General features: G+C 61.2%; 12 protein-coding genes. 4 read left to right on the top strand and 8 right to left on the bottom strand.

The features are described from left to right. Positions 1-263: 263 nt before the first annotated feature. From HMPREF2996_RS02375 to leuA, 5 genes are all read right to left on the bottom strand, one after another. The gene (locus HMPREF2996_RS02375; RefSeq protein WP_070444246.1) at positions 264-1,043 is read right to left on the bottom strand and encodes a type 1 glutamine amidotransferase; all 780 of its coding nucleotides are present in this window, start codon (positions 1,041-1,043) and stop codon (positions 264-266) included. Then, positions 1,036-2,325: a Mur ligase family protein gene (locus HMPREF2996_RS02370; RefSeq protein ID WP_070729908.1), complete on the bottom strand. Its 1,290-nt coding sequence runs from the start codon at positions 2,323-2,325 to the stop codon at positions 1,036-1,038. Before HMPREF2996_RS02370 ends, HMPREF2996_RS02375 begins: the two co-directional genes overlap by 8 nt. 24 nt (positions 2,326-2,349) lie before the next feature. Continuing rightward, a complete protein-coding gene (locus HMPREF2996_RS02365) occupies positions 2,350-3,900 on the bottom strand; it encodes a DNA polymerase III subunit epsilon (protein ID WP_070729906.1) in 1,551 nt (516 codons plus the stop codon). Between the two features lie 104 nt (positions 3,901-4,004). Next, the gene (locus HMPREF2996_RS02360) at positions 4,005-5,855 is read right to left on the bottom strand and encodes a hypothetical protein (protein ID WP_070729904.1); all 1,851 of its coding nucleotides are present in this window, start codon (positions 5,853-5,855) and stop codon (positions 4,005-4,007) included. 328 nt (positions 5,856-6,183) lie between these two features. Further along, positions 6,184-7,998, bottom strand: coding sequence for a 2-isopropylmalate synthase (gene leuA, locus HMPREF2996_RS02355; protein ID WP_070729901.1), 1,815 nt, complete (start codon positions 7,996-7,998; stop codon positions 6,184-6,186). Between the two features lie 270 nt (positions 7,999-8,268). On the opposite strand from leuA, the gene HMPREF2996_RS02350 reads away from it, so the two are divergent. Then, positions 8,269-9,471 carry a mannosyltransferase family protein gene (locus HMPREF2996_RS02350; RefSeq protein ID WP_070729899.1) on the top strand — a complete coding sequence of 401 codons (1,203 nt, stop codon included), beginning with the start codon at positions 8,269-8,271 and terminating at the stop codon, positions 9,469-9,471. Here the strand turns inward: HMPREF2996_RS02350 and HMPREF2996_RS02345 are convergent. Next, a complete protein-coding gene (locus HMPREF2996_RS02345) occupies positions 9,468-10,340 on the bottom strand; it encodes a DMT family transporter (RefSeq protein ID WP_070729898.1) in 873 nt (290 codons plus the stop codon). The genes HMPREF2996_RS02350 and HMPREF2996_RS02345 overlap by 4 nt on opposite strands. Before the next feature lie 146 nt (positions 10,341-10,486). On the opposite strand from HMPREF2996_RS02345, the gene HMPREF2996_RS02340 reads away from it, so the two are divergent. Together HMPREF2996_RS02340 and HMPREF2996_RS02335 are read left to right on the top strand one after the other, a co-directional pair. After that, positions 10,487-11,752, top strand: a complete 1,266-nt coding sequence (locus tag HMPREF2996_RS02340) for an aspartate kinase (RefSeq protein WP_070444232.1) — start codon at positions 10,487-10,489, stop codon at positions 11,750-11,752. Positions 11,753-11,771: 19 nt separating this feature from the next. Next, positions 11,772-12,809: an aspartate-semialdehyde dehydrogenase gene (locus HMPREF2996_RS02335; RefSeq protein WP_070444230.1), complete on the top strand. Its 1,038-nt coding sequence runs from the start codon at positions 11,772-11,774 to the stop codon at positions 12,807-12,809. 99 nt (positions 12,810-12,908) lie between these two features. Here the strand turns inward: HMPREF2996_RS02335 and HMPREF2996_RS02330 are convergent, their stop codons facing one another. Continuing rightward, a complete protein-coding gene (locus HMPREF2996_RS02330) occupies positions 12,909-14,231 on the bottom strand; it encodes a YkvI family membrane protein (RefSeq protein ID WP_070444228.1) in 1,323 nt (440 codons plus the stop codon). Between the two features lie 277 nt (positions 14,232-14,508). Further along, positions 14,509-15,057 (bottom strand): RNA polymerase sigma factor, encoded by a 549-nt coding sequence (locus tag HMPREF2996_RS02325; RefSeq protein ID WP_070444226.1) that lies wholly within the window; start codon positions 15,055-15,057, stop codon positions 14,509-14,511. A gap of 173 nt (positions 15,058-15,230) precedes the next feature. Between HMPREF2996_RS02325 and HMPREF2996_RS02320 the strand changes: the two genes are divergently transcribed. Continuing rightward, complete coding sequence (locus tag HMPREF2996_RS02320) at positions 15,231-16,787, top strand: catalase (protein WP_070729895.1); 1,557 nt, start codon at positions 15,231-15,233, stop codon at positions 16,785-16,787. Positions 16,788-16,887 lie beyond the last annotated feature (100 nt).

Genomic DNA, 16,887 nt, shown 5'->3' with positions numbered 1-16,887 from the left:
CCGCTGAACCCGTCGTTTTCTACCTCACCCCGAAACCGGAAGAGCCCGAAAAGTGGGCGAGGGATCGCCTTCGCCCTGCCGAATAACCCCGGCTAATCCACCCGCGAGGTTGACAAACTATATAGGAACACCCCCTGGATACGCGAAAGCTCGTGTGAACAACACGAGCTTCGGAAGTGGAGCACCTTAGTGCGTCCGTTGCATACGGTACCGTGTGCCGAAGGTTGTGGTCAATCGGTTCAGTTAGTTACTTCTATTGATATCTAGCGCTGCGAGCGCGGCGGCTCCGAGGCGTTAAAACGCTCGGTGCGCAGCTGGTCAATGGCGGGGATGTTCAAGGGCTCAAGTTCGCTGAGCGCGACTCCCATGGCTTTGGCCAGCAGCAGATCCGCCAGCTGCGGGTTGCGCGCCAAGACGGGGCCGTGCATGTAGGTGGCGATAACGCTGCCCTGTACCGCGCCCTCGGCACCGCGCTGGACGGCCCTGTCGGAGAGGTCCAGAATGGCGGCGGTATCCGCATTGCCGGTTCCGCGCGTGAGCGTTCCCAGCGGTTGGGCGGCAGGCCCCAGGATGGTTGCACCCATGTGGTTCTCAAAACCGGTGAGCGGCTCGGTGAGCTCAGCGGTGATTCCGGCCTTGGTCGGTTCCGTGGCTACCTCACCGATAGCGCGCTCGGTCATGGAGGCGGTGGTGGCGTCGATGAGCCCCACACCATCCACCACGCGGCCGGACGCACGGAAGGACTCGCCGAGTACCTGTAGGCCTGCGCAAATCGCCAGAATCGGGCGCTTCGCGGCCGCCGCGCGGGTCAGGCCGCCATCGGCGATGAGGTGCTCCGCGGCGAGAATCTGCGCGGTGTCCTCGCCGCCGCCAAGGGTGTAGACGTCGAGAGAATCCGGCACCGGCTCACCTAGCTTGATGGGCACGATCTCAGCCTCGTGGCCGCGCATGCGGGCGCGCTGGCGCAGGACCAGGGCGTTGCCGTCATCGCCGTAGGTACCCAGGATGTCAGGGAGGATGAGGCCAATCTGCAGGCTAGTCATTCGAGTGCTCCTTTGCTGCTGCGGCGGTGAGGGCCTTCTTCAGATCACGGAAGGCGGTGTAGTTGGCCAAGACCTCGATTCGGCCCTCCGGGCAGGATTTAATAGCGGCGAGTGGGTTTGCGATGAGCTCGTGCGAGATATCCGCATAGACCAAACGCACTGCGAGGTCGGTGCCGCGCTCACCCGCTGCCTTGACGGGAATACCTTCGAAGTCTTCGAAGCGCACGTCCCACAGCCAGGACATATCAATACCGTCGGCGACGTGGCCATTGGCGGCGATGACCAAGCCATCTGCCTCTCGGTCCACCATGGACAGCGCTTCCTGCCAGCCGGCCGGGTTCTTGGCCAGGAGGAGGCGAATCGTGCGCTTGCCCAGCGTGATGGTGGAGTAGCGTCCGGCCACATCATCGACGCCTTCCGCAGCGGCAATGGCCTTGTGGCGGTCCACGCCGAAAGCTTCAACCGCGGCGGCGACGGCTTGGGCAGCATTGCCGCGGTTCGCGCGGCCTGGGAGGGAAAGGCGCAGCTTATCGACGCCCTCCGGGCTCACCAGCCCGTCGTCCGTCACTGCCCAGGTGGGGGTGGGGCGGCGGAATTCGCGGCCGTCGGCAAGCGGCTTGACCGCGTGCCAGTCCTCGCCCTCGCGCACGATGTGGCCCCCAGTGCGCGGGCAAGTGACGGATTCACCCATCCAGCCGGCACCCGCGGAAACCCAAATGACATTCTTCGCGTCATAGGCCACGGAGGTCATGAGGACGTCATCGCAGTTGGCGATGACGAGCATGTCCGGGTGGGTCTCGACGGCGCCGCGCAAGGCGCGCTCAATCTTGTTGATCTCACCCACGCGGTCCAGCTGATCGCGGGAAAGGTTCAGCAGCACCAGCGCGGTGGGGTTGAGATTATCCGAGACGTGGGGAACGTGAAGCTCGTCTACCTCAAGGACTAGATGGCTCGCATCTTTGCCGGCCAAGAGTGCGGAGATGATTCCCGCATCCATGTTGTCGCCACCATCGTTGGTGGCCACGGTGTGTTCGGCGCGCACTGCGGCGGCCAGCATGCGCGTGGTCGTGGACTTGCCGTTGGTTCCGGTGACCAGGATAGCCGGGCGCTGCTTGGCCAAGTTCTGCATGATGGTGGGGTCGATGGCATTGGCGATGAGTCCGCCAATCATGCCGCCCGCGCCGCGGCCCGTGGCGCGCGAGGCGGTGGTGGCCAGCGCCGCAGCGGTGGTAGCAACCGCAGTGCGCGCGGAAGAAAACGCGCTTCGGAAGTTAAAATTCATGTTCCCCAGAGTAGTCGGGGGACCTTAGCTATCGGTGTTGTGTGAGCGGTTGTGTCCCGAGTTTTGCTGCTTCTGGTGGTTGCCACTACCGCGGCGGCCACGTCCACCGCGCCGGCGACGGCGGCGACCTTTATTGCCGCCCCTGTTCCGGTTGTTCGAGTCGGAGTCCGACTGGGCGCGCTTGTCACTCGCAGATCCGTCGGACGAAGAGCCCTGGTGCTTCTTCTGCGCGTGTTCCTGCTTGGCAGAGTGCTGAGTACCGGAGGACTTGCGGCGCGAGCGGCGGTGGTTCTTGTTCGTGGAACGATTGCGGTTGGATTGTCCGCTGCTGTGGCGTCCGCCCGAGCTACCCGTTGACTTAGACCCGGATTCTTCCTCTGGCTCCGTGGGTTCCTCGATGCGCTCGAGAGCGGCAAGGAAGGCAACGTCGGACATCAGGGGGATGTCCTTGCGGTGAGCGTGCATGGGCTTGCCCACGAGGTTGGTGGTGATGTTGCAGACCACCAGGGACGTTTCTCGGGTGAGCTTTTCCGAGTAGTTGAGCTCCTCGCGGGCTAGGGCGGCGATGATGGTATCGGGGTCCTCGGTGATTTCCGGGGCTACAACGATCTCCATGCCGCGGATGAGCTCCTTGCCGGGCACATACGCGCCAGGGTTGTGGTGCTGGCGGGGCGCTTCAGCAGCGTCGACGCGGACGTGGGAACGCTGCAGCCCAAAACGGTCCGCTCGCAGATCATCCGGTGCTGCACTGCTCAGTGGGCCTGAAGCTTGCGCGCGATAAAGATCCACAAGCAGGCGGGTTGCTTCGCGGGAGGTCTCCTTCTCCGGCTTCTGCGCACGTTCGACGCTGGCCGTGGGGTCAGGCGCCGGAAGGCCGGTATCGCGAGCAACTGCTGCCAGACGAATATCGGTGCCCCACACGCTTTGGCGACGAGCCGTGGCGAGGGTATCCACGATCGCCACTGGGGTGGGAACGTGTCCCACCTTGAATCGGCGGCGCCGGCCCTTGCCGCGGTTGCGATTGCGCGCGCGGTTTTGGCGGGCGGCGGCGGTCATTGCGCGGCGTGCCTCTGAGACGATGAAACCCCAGGTGTAGGGGGCGTCGTGGACGATGAGAGTGCGGCCATCGATGAGCCGGTCCAGTGGTTTGAGGAGCATGGAAAAGGACTGTCCTGCCTGGACTTCCTCAGCACTGAGACCGTGCAGGTGTTTAGGGCCTGGGTCCTCGCCCGGATTGATGACGGCGTGGAACTCTTGGCCGATTTCGCCTTCGGCGTTGAGGGCTAGCGCATCCACAGTGAGCAGTCTGCCGGTGGAAGGGTGGATGCCGGTGGTTTGGATGGTCAGCGCCACGAAGGGGAAAGCTGCGAGGGCTTCCTCGCGGGCGGTGGCCTTGTCCTTGTTGTCGTCCTTGTGCGGCTGGGCCGTTTGTTGCTCATTCCCGGTCTGCTTTTGGGCAGCCTGGTGCGGGCGTGGTCCCGGCTTCGGGGCGTTGGTGTTCGGTGACGCCGCGGCCGGCGTCCCTGCTGCGCCAGGCTGCGCTGCAGGCTTGGTGGGGCCGGGTGTCGTAGTCATTGTTCACAGTTTAGTACCCAACTGCGAGGAAGCTGGAAAGGGCACACGTGAAGCGGTGCGAACCACCTAAATGGAAGTAAGGGTGGCGCTACGCGCTGAGGTGACTAACCGAATTCGATGATGATGACCCAGCCGTCGCGGTCAGGCGTTGGCTCTGGAGTTGGGTCCGGTGTGCGGCTTGGTTCAGGAGTGCGCTCTGTGCTCGGCTTTGGCTTGGGCGTTTCGCTGGGCTCGGGCGTGGGCTCAGTGGTCAGTTCCGACGTTGGTGTCTCGCTCGGTTCGGGAGAGATCTTTGGCGTGCTGCTCGGTTCGGAGGTGTGCTCAGGCTTCGGCGAGGACTCAGCGGTCGGCTCAGACGTTGGCGTTTCGCTCGGCTCGGGAGAGGACTCGGTGGTTGGCTCTGACGTGAGGGAATCGCTGGGCTCGGAAGTTATCGGCGCAGCCGTGGTCGACGGAGCTGGTTCAGACGTACGTGGGGTAGCCGTCGGAGTGGTGTTCGGAGCCGCCGAAGTTGGGGTCGCCTTCTGAGTCGGCGTAGAGCTAGGTTCGCTCGTGCGCGTGGAAGGGGTGTTCTTCTCCGGCTCTTCGGGCTGAGTCTCTGCTTCCGGCGTTGCGGGCACTTCGTGGCTGCTGCGAGGGGAAGGAGTCACTTCCTCAGGCGCAGCCAGCTCTGCATGTTGAGTGGGCTCTGCTGGTTCAGTTGGCTCAGGCTGCCCGGTCAGCTCAGTTGGCTCTGCCGAGGCGGAGAAAGCAGTGTTCTCGATGGCGCGGGATGTGGTCGCAAGACTGTGATGCTCAGGGCGGTGAATCCCTGCGGCGGTGCCTTCGGTCTCCTCTTCTGCCCAGGCGGAAGGTTCGCTGTCAGCTTCTGCATCATTGGCCGGGCTCGGAGCCGGCAGCGACGTGGTATAGCCCTCCAGAACCGAGTCGGTGACATGGTCATGGGCGGGATGCATTGCGCGCACTGAGGAGACAAAGCTAGCGGTGCCGCCGACGAGTACAGCGACACTTGCTGCGCAGGCTAGCTTGAGCCCGGTGCCAGCGACAGCGATCTGGGTTCCAGTCGTCGCGGCAGCCCCAACTGAATTCAGGGAGAGGGCTTGTGCACCCTTTGTAACAGCGGAACCAGTGGTCTGTGCCGCACCCGCTGCCTTGGAGCTGCCGATAGGTGCGATTGTTGCGTGTGCCTTGGCGGTACTTGCCGCCGTCGCGGCAGCCGCCCCCGCGGCAGCAGCGATGACGCCTGCGGTTTTCACCGCAAAACTGGTGTTTGGTGTTCCATCTTCGGTGTAGAGAGTTAACGTTGGGGCTTCGGCATCTGGGGTGAAGTAGGCGCGAGCAATTGCGATGAGACCCTCGTGTTTGAATCCCGTGATGGTATCGCTCAACTGCGAGGCTTGATCGCGCGGAATGGTGGCGACGAGTTCGTCATCTAGGTGAACCTCGATGGCACGGCGGAAAAAGTGCCGGCGGTTGGACAAGCGCACGAGGAGATGGGCGGGGTGCTTCGGCAAAGAGTGCGTGGTCGCCGAAAAATCAGTGATATGCAGTGCGCGGTCACCGTTGAGCATGCCCCAGCGCTGGGCTGGGGGGATATTGAGGGGAACGCACAGGCCTGGTTCGGGGAGGAGAACCTCAAACACCGGGATGGATTCCTCTGCCGCATCTTCGCGGAGCGCGATCTCTGCGGTGGCCTGAGGAGTTAATCCCGCACCGATGATCGAGTCCAGCTCTGCATAAGCGGCAGACTGGGAGGCGGGAATGACGCCGACGATTTCCCCTCCATGCCGGACACGGAAGCCGGAGCTGGAGTGCCCACACAAGGTAACGGGGAGATGGCTATTTTCTGCTGAAGAGAACAGCTGTAAGAACATCTCTGGGTTGACGGCGTCAACCGTAAGGCGGCGGGGTTCACCAAAACCACGGTGGGGGACCACGTAGTTGGTGACCGTCATACTATTCGCCTTCGTTACTCGTACCGTGCCGAATTCGCTAGGTGTGAAACCGTGCGCAGTAGGGAATGTCGTAGCGTGGACTTAAATCCATTTAACCGCACAAGATGCTCAAATTGTTCTTGTGAAAAATTATCTTTGTTGATTATATAACTCGCCGTGGTGGGCTACAACAGCGCATATCCAGCACAGCGTTGCAAGGGGAAACATTAGCAAAAGAGATTGTGCTGGGGATTATACGCAAAGGAGGAGGTCGGGTGATGAGGCCGAGCTCCTCCTTCTTCTTCTGCTGCTGCTGCTTCTTCCGGCTGGTCGGCGGATGTGGTCAGCGTTAGTCCGCGCGGTTGACGGCAGAGGTAATCGCGTTGATGGACGCGCGCGTCGTGGAGCCGGCGATGCCGGCACCCCATACCTGGGCGCCGTTGACTTCGGCGGCAATGTAGCAGGCTGCCTCTGCATCGTCACCGGAGGTGCGAGACTGCTGGGAGTAGTCGATGACCTCAAAATCAATTCCGACATCCTCTAGGGCATTAGCGTATGCGGCGATAGGGCCGTTGCCGATGCCTGAGACGATGCGCTTTTCACCGTTGAAGACGATGGTTGCGGTTACCTTGGCATCCTCATCCTCCGTGGTGGAGTTGTCCACCTGGAAGGAGACCAGTTCCAGCGGGGAAGTGCGCTCCAGGAATTCGTTGGCAAAGATGTCCCACATGTTCTTGGAGTTGACCTCGCCGCCCTCGGCATCGGTCACCGCTTGGACCACGGAGGAGAACTCCGCCTGCATGGCGCGTGGCATGTTGATGCCGTGATCGGTCTTCATGATGTAAGCAACGCCGCCCTTGCCGGACTGCGAGTTGACGCGAATTACCGCCTGGTAATCGCGGCCGACATCCTTCGGATCGATGGGCAGGTAAGGGACCTCCCAGGTGGTTTCCTGCAGCTCTTCCCACGAGACCTCGGTGTTGTTCGCGCCCGGACGCACCTCTTGTGCCAGGGCGTCCAGTCCCTTGTTGATGGCATCCTGGTGTGAGCCGGAGAAGGCCGTAAACACCAGTTCGCCGCCGTAGGGGTGGCGCTCCGGTACGCGCAGCTGATTGCAGTATTCCACGGTTTCGCGGATCTTCGGCAGATCGGAGAAGTCGATCTGCGGATCCACTCCCTGGGTCAGCATGTTCAGTCCCAGGGTGACGATGTCCACGTTGCCGGTGCGCTCACCATTGCCGAACAGACAGCCCTCGATGCGGTCTGCACCGGCCATGTAGCCCAGCTCAGCGGCGGCGATGCCTTCGCCACGGTCGTTGTGGGGGTGCAGGGACATGATGATGGAATCACGTCGAGCAAAGTTGCGGTGCATCCACTCGATCTGGTCGGCGTAAACGTTCGGGCTGATCATCTCAACGGTGGAAGGCAGGTTGATGATCATGGGGTTTTCTGGAGTTGCCTCCATGATGTCGACAACGGCATCGCAGACCTCAACAGCAAAGTCCAGTTCGGTTCCTGTGAAGGATTCCGGCGAGTATTCCCAGCGCCAGTTGGTGTCCGGGTAATCCTTGGCAATGCTCTTGATGAGCTCCGCAGCGTCCGTTGCCAGCTTCTTAATGGCCGAGCGGTCCTTGCGGAAGACCACGCGGCGTTGCAGCTTCGAGGTGGAGTTGTAGAAGTGCACGATGACGTTCTTTGCGCCTTGGCATGCCTCGAAAGTGCGGCGGATCAGGTGCTCGCGGGCCTGTACCAGGACCTGAATGGTGACGTCTTCCGGAATCTTGTTGCCCTCGATAATCTCGCGAACGAAGTCGAAATCCGTCTGAGAGGCGGAAGGAAAGCCCACCTCGATTTCCTTGTAGCCCATCTTGACCAGCAGGTCGAACATGCGGTGCTTGCGCTCGGGGCTCATCGGGTCAATGAGGGCCTGGTTGCCGTCGCGCAGGTCCACCGCGCACCACTGCGGAGCCACGGTGATTTTCTTATCCGGCCACGTGCGGTCAGGCAGGCTAACCGGCTCGACCTCTTCGGCGAAGCTCTGGTAGCGGTGAACTGGCATCGAGGAACCGCGCTGTTTGTTCCAGGCAGGTTGGTTGTCATTGCGCGGGCCGGCTGGGGTGGTGATTTCGCGGGGAGCGGAGATGAAAGAATCGTTGGGGGACATAGTGTTGGTCTCTTCCTTATGTGAGGCGTGTGTTTCGCTGTGTCGCTGTGATGAGCAACTGTGGAGCGAATCGTGGGGACGGCCAGCTGCGGTGTGTGTTGGCATCACCACGCTCCGCGACGGGGCGCTGGCCGTAAAGCTACAAACCTAAATCCCGCCGCGGCTACTAAGGAGAAGAGTGTGCCGCAAAGTCATGTGAGCCACAATACAACGCTTCTCATTGTGTGGCAACTGATTTCACATATTGGGATGTGGTGCGGTGTGGATAGGATGTGTGGCGTGCACGAAGAAAACTCCACAAAGACGAGACCGGAACCTCGGGCGGATACCGCAGTAGAAGGCGCCTTATCAGCTGCTTCCTCCCCGGCAGGTGCGCAGGGGAGGCTAGCGCTTCTGTCGGTTGCTGTGCTGGTCGCGGTTGTCGGCACCGCAGTGCGTATCACTGTTCTCGGCGTCATTGCCGCCGTTAATGAACAGGAAATGTGGGATCGGCTCACAGCCTGGGATTCCAAGTACTACCTGGAAATCGCACGCGCGGGGTATTTCGACGCCGACATCAACACGGATGGCCCGGTCCATGAAATCACTATGGCTTTCTTTCCGGGCTTTCCCATGCTGCTGCGGGTGCTGGGCTGGACTGGAATCAGTCTGGAGATAGCCGCGCTCATTGTTAACACCGTGCTTACTGCAGTCATGGCCGCCGGAGTCATTGTTTTGGCGCGGCGCGTGGGTGCGCAGCGTCGTGGGCAATGTGCAGCGGCCCTCGTGGTGAGCAGCGCACCGATGTCTATCGTATTTTCGATGCCCTATACCGAGGCCCTTTTCGGTGCCCTCGTGGTGTGGGGGCTTATAGCCTTAGATGATCACGCCTGGTGGCGTGCAGCGGCATTCGGCTTCGCCTTATCCTTCGTTCGGTTGACCTCCGTCGACTTCCTCGCCGTCTTTGCTCTGTGGGTGCACATTTATGGGCGGCGCTCCTGGCAGGCGTGGCTTGGTGTCGTCGTCGCAGCGCTCCCGCTACCGGCATATCTACTGTGGACGCAGCGTTATTTGGCAGATGCTGGTGGCTACTTCGGGATTCAAACTGAGCATTGGAATTCCACCTTTGATGGCGGTGTGGCAACCGTGCAGTTCGTGTGGGAAACCCTGACTGAGAACAACGACGTGGGCTACCTGCTCACCACCCTGGTGATCGTGGGCGTTCCTGTGCTGCTGGTGGCAGCATGGGGGAGGGTTACCCCGGTGGCCTGGTGGTTTAGTGCTGCGCTTTGCGCGAATGTGCTGCTTTCCGACGGCATCATGCACTCGCGCCCGCGTCTCCTCCTGCCCGCCATTATCTTGATCCTGCCGTGGGTTGTGCGCGCGGCTAGTGCCCTGCGGCCGCGCGTGCTGTGGGCTGCCTGTGGTGCATGGGTCCTGTGGTCAGCGTGGTTCTCCGCGTATATGCTGGTGGTCTTTGAGTGGGCGATCTAGCGCGGGCTTTGCTCCGCGCGCTGAGTGCTTCCCGGGTTGACCGGAACGCGCGATAAGACGATCGTCGCCGCGATCATGATGATGAGTGAAGCGCCCATCACGCACCATCCCGCAACGCTCTCGACCTGAAATTTTTCACCCAGGACCCAGTAGCCTAAGCCGAAAGCCACGATGGGCTCCATGATGGTCATGGCGGGAAGGGAGTGCGCCAAGGCACCGGCGTGGAAGGAATACTGCTGGATGACCGTGCCGGAAGCCGCCAGTCCGATGAGTGCGTATAGCTCCCAACTGGCTAGCAATGTTGCGATGCCTTGGTGGGAGAGGACGTCAACCACCGCTTTTGCTACGAGCGCCACGTAGCCGTAGAGGATGCCGCAGGCGGCGCCGAGTGCCAGCGCGGATTCCTCCGGCCGGTTATAGGCCGCCACAAAGAGCGCGGTGAGTGTCAGCGCGCCGAGGGCGAAGGCGGGCCACCATTGGGACCAGGTGGGCGTCGTCAAGCCTGCGGTGGGGCGCCCGTAGACCACCATGATGCTCACTGCGATGGTCAGCGTCAGGCACCAGAAGATCTCCCGCGGCGGCATCGGCCGGCGGGAATACCACGCAGCAAGCGGCAGCGTGAACATGAGGGATAGGACAAGGATGGGCTGCACGATGAGCAGTGTGCCGAAATGGAGCGCGATGAGCTGCAAGGCATAGGCGACAATGGCGGCACCGGTGCCAACCCACCACAGGGGCGTGCGAATTGCAGTGCGCATGACGCTGCGGGAGCTGGCGTCCAACACGATGCGGTGGCGTATGACAGTTCCCCAGGCCACGACTAGTGCCGAGGCCAGTGCGAACGCAATGGCGACCAGGTTTGAAAACACTGTTTCTACCCTACCTGGAATTAATACCCAGTACGTGTTTCGATGGTAGCCAAAGGGCGGTAGGCTAAAGGAGTTGACTGCCGGTCTATAGGTATTGGGCGGTGAACAGATATTGGCCCTCACAGACAGGAAAGGTGGGACCATCAGTGGCCCTAGTCGTACAGAAATACGGGGGATCCTCCCTCGAAAGCGCAGAGCGCATTCGCGCGGTGGCGGAGCGCATTGTGGCGACGAAGAAACAGGGCAACGACGTGGTTGTCGTGTGCTCCGCCATGGGGGATACCACCGATGAACTCCTAGACCTTGCGGCCCAGGTCAATCCCGTCCCGCCGCAGCGCGAGATGGACATGTTGCTGACCGCTGGCGAGCGCATCTCCAATGCACTCGTTGCCATGGCGGTGGAGTCCTTGGGCGCGCAGGCTCAATCCTTCACCGGCTCCCAGGCCGGCGTGCTCACCACCGAGCGCCACGGAAACGCCCGCATTGTCGACGTCACCCCGGGCCGCCTTACCGAAGCGCTGGAAGAAGGCAAGATCTGCATCGTTGCGGGTTTCCAGGGTGTCAATAAGGAATCGCGTGATGTCACCACCCTCGGCCGCGGCGGTTCAGATACCACCGCGGTGGCGCTGGCGGCAGCACTTAAGGCCGATGTGTGTGAGATTTACTCCGATGTCGACGGCGTCTACACCGCTGACCCTCGCATCGTCCATAACGCCAAGAAACTCGACCAGCTTTCCTTTGAAGAGATGTTGGAGCTGGCGGCCGTCGGCTCCAAGATTCTGGTCCTGCGCAGCGTCGAGTACGCTCGCGCGTTCAACGTTCCCCTTCGAGTTCGCTCGTCTTATTCAACCGACCCCGGCACGCTGATTGCCGGATCAATGGAGGATATCCCCGTGGAAGAAGCAGTACTTACCGGTATCGCCACCGACCGTTCCGAGGCCAAGGTCACCGTTTTGGGCATTCCGGACCGCCCCGGCGAGGCAGCCAAGGTCTTCCGCACCATCGCGGACGCTGAGATCAACATTGACATGGTCCTGCAAAACGTGTCCTCCCTGGAATCCGGTACCACCGACATCACCTTCACTTGCCCGCGCTCCGATGGCCCGAAGGCAATGGAGATCCTGGCCAAGCTCAAGGAGGAGGGCCACTGGGCCAACGTGCTGTACGACGACCAGGTGGGCAAGGTCTCCCTCGTCGGCGCAGGCATGAAGTCCCACCCGGGTGTCACCGCCGACTTCACGGAAGCGTTGCGTGATGCTGGGGTCAACATGGAGCTCATCTCCACCTCCGAGATCCGCATTTCCGTGCTGACCCGCGAGGCCGATCTCGATAAGGCAGCCATTGCTTTGCATGAGAAGTTCCAGCTGGGTGGCGAGGAAGAGGCCACCGTTTATGCTGGTACCGGACGCTAAAGTTTAAGGAGTTAAGGTCATGACCACTGTTGCAGTTGTAGGCGCCACCGGCCAGGTCGGCCGCGTGATGCGCACCCTCTTGGAGGAGCGCAACTTCCCGGCCGATACGGTTCGCTTCTTTGCCTCCGCGCGTTCGGCGGGCCAGGAGCTCACCTTCCGCGAGGAGAAGATTGTCGTGGAAGATTTGGCGGAGCAGACCGTTGAAAGCCTTGCTGGGATTGACGTCGCTGTGTTTTCCGCCGGCGGCGCTACCTCGAAGGAGTATGCCCCTCTCTTCGCCGAGGCCGGTGCCATCGTGGTGGATAACTCCTCTGCGTGGCGCAAGGACCCGGATGTTCCGCTCATCGTCTCGGAAGTGAACCCGCAGGAAAAGGGCAACACCCCGAAGGGCATTATCGCGAACCCGAACTGCACGACCATGGCGATCATGCCGGTCACGAAGGCGCTTCACGACGCCGCCGGTCTCACCACCATGCGCGTCGCCTCCTACCAGGCCGTTTCCGGTTCCGGCCTGGCAGGCGTGGAAACCCTGGTTAAGCAGGTAGCGTCCATCGGTGACCGCAGCGTGGAGCTCGTCCACGATGGCTCGGCGCTCGAGGTCTCCGAGGAGGATCTGGGCCCCTACGTCGCCCCGATTGCGTATAACGCGCTGCCGCTGGCTGGCAACCTCGTCGATGATGGCACGGAAGAAACTGACGAGGAGCAGAAGCTGCGCAACGAGTCCCGCAAGATCCTGGGCATCCCGGAGCTGAAGGTCTCTGGCACCTGCGTGCGCATCCCGGTATTCACCGGCCACACCATGGTGGTGCACGCGGAGTTCGAGAAGCCGATTACCCCGGAGCAGGCCCGCGAGGTGCTGTCCTCTGCGCCGGGCGTCAAGGTCGTCGATGTGCCGACCCCGCTGGCGGCAGCAGGCATCGACCTTTCCCTGGTTGGACGCATCCGCCAAGACCAGACGGTGGAAGATAACAAGGGTCTCATCTTCGTTGTTTCCGGCGATAACCTGCGCAAGGGCGCCGCGCTCAACACCATTCAGATTGCGGAGCTGCTAGTTTAAAGGCAAAGCTGCAGCGAGTTTTAGAACCCGCATAAATAAGAAAAGTCCGCCCCAGATATCACTCTGGGAGCGGACTTTTCTTCTGTCAGCGGGGAAACGCTAGTCCTTCGGGACCTCGGGCTTGGTGTGCTCCACAAAGGTCACGGATGGATCCGGGTCCTCGCGGTCGTATTCAATCTCATCGTCAGCTTCGAGTTCTTCATGGATCTCATCGGCGACGGTGGAGACAAACTCTTCAGTTTCCATGTTGGAGGCCGCTGCCAGCTTGCGTAGCTCGCGCTCGTTCTTCTTGGTGAAGTGCTCGCGCGGGTCCAGGCGGCGCTTGACCAGGGTGCGGGCGCGCACGCGGCGGTCAGACTCGGAGGTGATCTTGTCACGTTGGGTAATCCACGTGATGACCATGACGGCAATCATGAGCAGGCCGATCCAGCCCAGAATCGGGTAGACGCTGGAGACCAGCTGCTTGAAGCCGATGAAAGAGAGGATGAAGCCGACGACACAGGCGCCTGCGTAGACAGGGTAGAAGAGCTTCGGCTTCTTACGGGTGAGGCGCTTGCCCATGGCGTAGAACATGCCGATGGCGGTGTTGAAGACCATGCCATAGATGATGAACGTCATGAAGTAACCCAGGATTGGGTTCACGTTATTGATCAGTGAGAGTACCGGCAGGTCCTGCTCGTGAACGTCCGGGGCCACCATGTAGAGAGAGACCACGAGGAGAGCGAGCAGGAGCAGGTAGAAGAAGCCACCGATGAGGCCGCCGATGCCTACAGCGCGGTTATCCAGGATGTTGCCGCCGATGACGATGGACATCGACACCGCACACATAACGTTGAGGCCGGTGTAGTTCAGCGCTGCCAGCCACCAGTTGTTGAGGGGACTCTCCACGTTGTTGATGGCATAGTCATTGGCCCAGGACCAATCCACGTCGGTCACGATGATGGTGTAGCCGGTGGCCAGGACCACGAAGAAAATGATGAAAGGCGTAATCGCGCCGATAACAGAACTGACTTTATCCACGTCAAGGAGACCCACCAGCAGGACGAGCACGAGCATGACGGCGCCGCCCACCCAGATGGGCACGCCCTCGAATTGCTGGCTGATAGTGGAGCCACCACCGGCGAACATGACGAAGCCAATGGAGAACAGCGTGGCCAAGGTTCCCCAGTCCAAAATTCGGGAGACGATGGGACCAGTGATCCTGTCGTAGACAGCCGTGTGTTCGTCAGCCTGGAAGTAGGATCCGAGCTGCAGAATCGACACGCCGGTAATGATCATGAGGGCGGCAGCAAGCACAACGCCCCACAGGCCCTTGTTTCCGAAGGCCACGAAGTACTGGACTGCTTCCTGGCCCGATGCAAAGCCGGCGCCGACGACGACGCCGATGAAGGCCATAGAGATGGCCACTGCGCGTTTCCACATAAAGTAAAGGTGTCTCTCAATCTCACACGCGCCGGGGGATGCCATCACTACCCAAGGTGTGGTGCGGGCAATTGGGAAAGCCTCGCGGGCCCGGTTCGACTATCGATTTATCACGTGTGCCTCGAAAAAGATTAGGTGTGTTCGATAGGTATTTTCCAGCTGGGGCTGCGGTTTCCTTAAGGATAGGCAGTGGCGGGGGTGTCAGAACTTGCCGTTTGGCGCATGTAGATGCAGGTTCTGTGACCAGCCGCACCCATTTGTAACGGCTCGATAACGATTAGCCGCGTTGGTCGATTAAGTCCTTGCGAGCGCGGGCCACGCGGGAGCGGATAGTGCCCACGCGGACCCCGGCGATCTTCGCGGCCTCCTCGTAGGTATAGCCCAGAACTTGGGTCAGGATGAGGGCTTCGCGGCGGTCTTCTGGGAGGGCGTCGATAAGCGCGCGGGCGTCGATCCACTCGCTCCACGTTCCGGCGTTTTCGGGAGTCGCAGCAAGGGCGGCGGCATCCTCGTACTCGGTGCTGGACTTGCGTGGACGGGCCATGTCGTGGCGGATGTTGTCTACCCATACGCGGCGGGCAAGCGAAAGCAGCCATGTGCGCGCTGAGGAACGGGCGGCGAAGCGGGGGAGTGCGCCGATGACGCGCAGATATGTCTCTTGGGTGAGATCGTCTGCGATGTCGGGGCCGCCGAGGTGGGCGAGTAAGCGCCAGACATCATCCTGGGTGGACTTGATGAACTCCGTGAGGGCTGCGCGATCGCCGCGGCCTGCCTTGAGGGCGAGGTCGGTGACGCGCGCATCGTCGCGCTCGGAGTGTCGTTTCACCTCCCATAACTTACCAGTCGGGGAGGTGGGATTTGGACACCTCGGTGTTAAGGCTATGACCTCTGGCAACCTTAAAAACTGTTGCGCAGGTCATTTTTTATGGGTAGTCTATGAAAGGTCCGTGATTGATAATGTAAAGCAAATTATCAACCGATCTAGGAGGCATTAACCCCATGACTAACGCTTCGAATGAGTCCGCGGCAGACAAGGTTCTAGACAAGGGGCAGCGCGCCCCGGGCGGCCCGAACACTACCCGCCCGTCCGGTCAGCCGGTTGCTACTGAGAACACCAGCATCACCGTTGGCCAGAACGGCCCGGTAGTGCTCAATGACATCCACCTGATTGAGAAGCTGGCGCACTTCAACCGCGAGCGCGTGCCGGAGCGCACCCCGCACGCTAAGGGCCACGGCGCTTTTGGTGAGCTGCATGTTACCGAGGATGTCTCCGCCTACACCAAGGCAAAGCTCTTCCAGAAGGGCACCGTGACCCCGATGATGGGCCGTTTCTCTACCGTTGCCGGCGAGCAGGGCTCCCCGGATACCTGGCGTGACGTCCACGGCTTCGCGCTGCGCTTCTACACTGAGGACGGCAACTACGACATCGTGGGCAACAACACCCCGGTCTTCTTCATTCGTGATGGCATCAAGTTCCCCGACTTCATCCACTCCCAGAAGCGTCTGGGCGCCAACGGTCTGCGCGATGCTGACATGCAGTGGGATTTCTGGACCCGCAACCCGGAGACCACCCACCAGGTGACCTACCTCATGGGTGACCGCGGTACCCCGAAGACCACCCGCCACCAGAACGGCTACGGCTCCCACACCTTCCAGTGGGTCAACGAGTCCGGCGATGCCTTCTGGGTGAAGTACCACTTCAAGACTCGCCAGGGTGTGGAGAACTTCACCGACGCCGAAGCCACGGAGATCGCTGGTAAGAACGCGGACTACCACCGCGAGGACCTCTACAACGCCATCGAGGAAGGCAACTTCCCGGTCTGGGACGTCAAGGTTCAGATCATGCCGGTGGCGGAGGCCGAGGAGTACCGCTTCAACCCCTTCGACCTCACCAAGACTTGGTCCAAGAAGGATTACCCGCTGGTAGATGTCGGATGCTTCGTGCTCAACCGCAACCCGCGCAACTTCTTCGCGCAGATTGAGCAGGTTGCCCTGGATCCGTCTAACATCGTCCCGGGCATTGGCCTGTCCCCGGATAAGATGCTGCAGGCACGCGTCTTTGCATACTCCGACCAGCAGCGCTACCGCATTGGACCGAACTACAAGCAGCTGCCGGTGAACCAGCCGCTCAACCAGGTCAACACCTATGAGCATGAGGGGCCGATGCAGTACCTGTTCAACGCTCCGGAGGATCCGGTCTACTCCCCGAACCGTCACGCCAAGGGCGGCGGCTACCTCGACGGTGATGAGAACCTGCGCTTCAAGGAGCAGGAGACCACCACCGCCCCGGACCTCTACGTAAACCCGGACCCGGCGGGTATCGACCTGGTCCGCGCGCCCTACGTCCATCACGCTGAAGACAATGACACCGTACAGGCCACCGACCTGTACGAGAACGTCTACGACGATGGTGCCAAGGAGCGTCTGGCAGACAACATCACCAATGCCATGGCAGGCGTGTCCCCGGAGACCGAGGAGCGCGTTTACGCTTACTGGGATGCTGTCTCCCCGCAGTTGGGCAAGCGCGTGCGCGAGCTTTTCGCTGAAAAGAAGTAATACCACCTCAGTGAGTTAATCTCGTGGCTTCAAAAGCCCCGCCGGTCTAGTTCATTAAAGCTAGTTCCTGGCGGGGCTTTTCCGCGCGCCTGACCGCTTT

Origin of the sequence: Corynebacterium sp. HMSC066C02, from assembly GCF_001814945.1 — a bacterium.
Classification (GTDB): Bacteria; Actinomycetota; Actinomycetes; order Mycobacteriales; family Mycobacteriaceae; genus Corynebacterium; species Corynebacterium aurimucosum.
Note: the sequence above shows the minus strand (reverse complement) of the source record. Positions and strands in the feature narration are given on the sequence as shown.

Bases quoted from the DNA above. Each gene is read 5' to 3' on its own strand.
- HMPREF2996_RS02375 (WP_070444246.1), bottom strand. From the start codon at position 1,043: ATGACTAGCCTGCAGATTGGCCTCATCCTCCCTGACATCCTGGGTACC.
- HMPREF2996_RS02370 (WP_070729908.1), bottom strand. From the start codon at position 2,325: ATGAATTTTAACTTCCGAAGCGCGTTTTCTTCCGCGCGCACTGCGGTT.
- HMPREF2996_RS02365 (WP_070729906.1), bottom strand. From the start codon at position 3,900: ATGACTACGACACCCGGCCCCACCAAGCCTGCAGCGCAGCCTGGCGCA.
- HMPREF2996_RS02360 (WP_070729904.1), bottom strand. From the start codon at position 5,855: ATGACGGTCACCAACTACGTGGTCCCCCACCGTGGTTTTGGTGAACCC.
- leuA (WP_070729901.1), bottom strand. From the start codon at position 7,998: ATGTCCCCCAACGATTCTTTCATCTCCGCTCCCCGCGAAATCACCACC.
- HMPREF2996_RS02350 (WP_070729899.1), top strand. From the start codon at position 8,269: ATGTGTGGCGTGCACGAAGAAAACTCCACAAAGACGAGACCGGAACCT.
- HMPREF2996_RS02335 (WP_070444230.1), top strand. From the start codon at position 11,772: ATGACCACTGTTGCAGTTGTAGGCGCCACCGGCCAGGTCGGCCGCGTG.
- HMPREF2996_RS02330 (WP_070444228.1), bottom strand. From the start codon at position 14,231: ATGTGGAAACGCGCAGTGGCCATCTCTATGGCCTTCATCGGCGTCGTC.
- HMPREF2996_RS02320 (WP_070729895.1), top strand. From the start codon at position 15,231: ATGACTAACGCTTCGAATGAGTCCGCGGCAGACAAGGTTCTAGACAAG.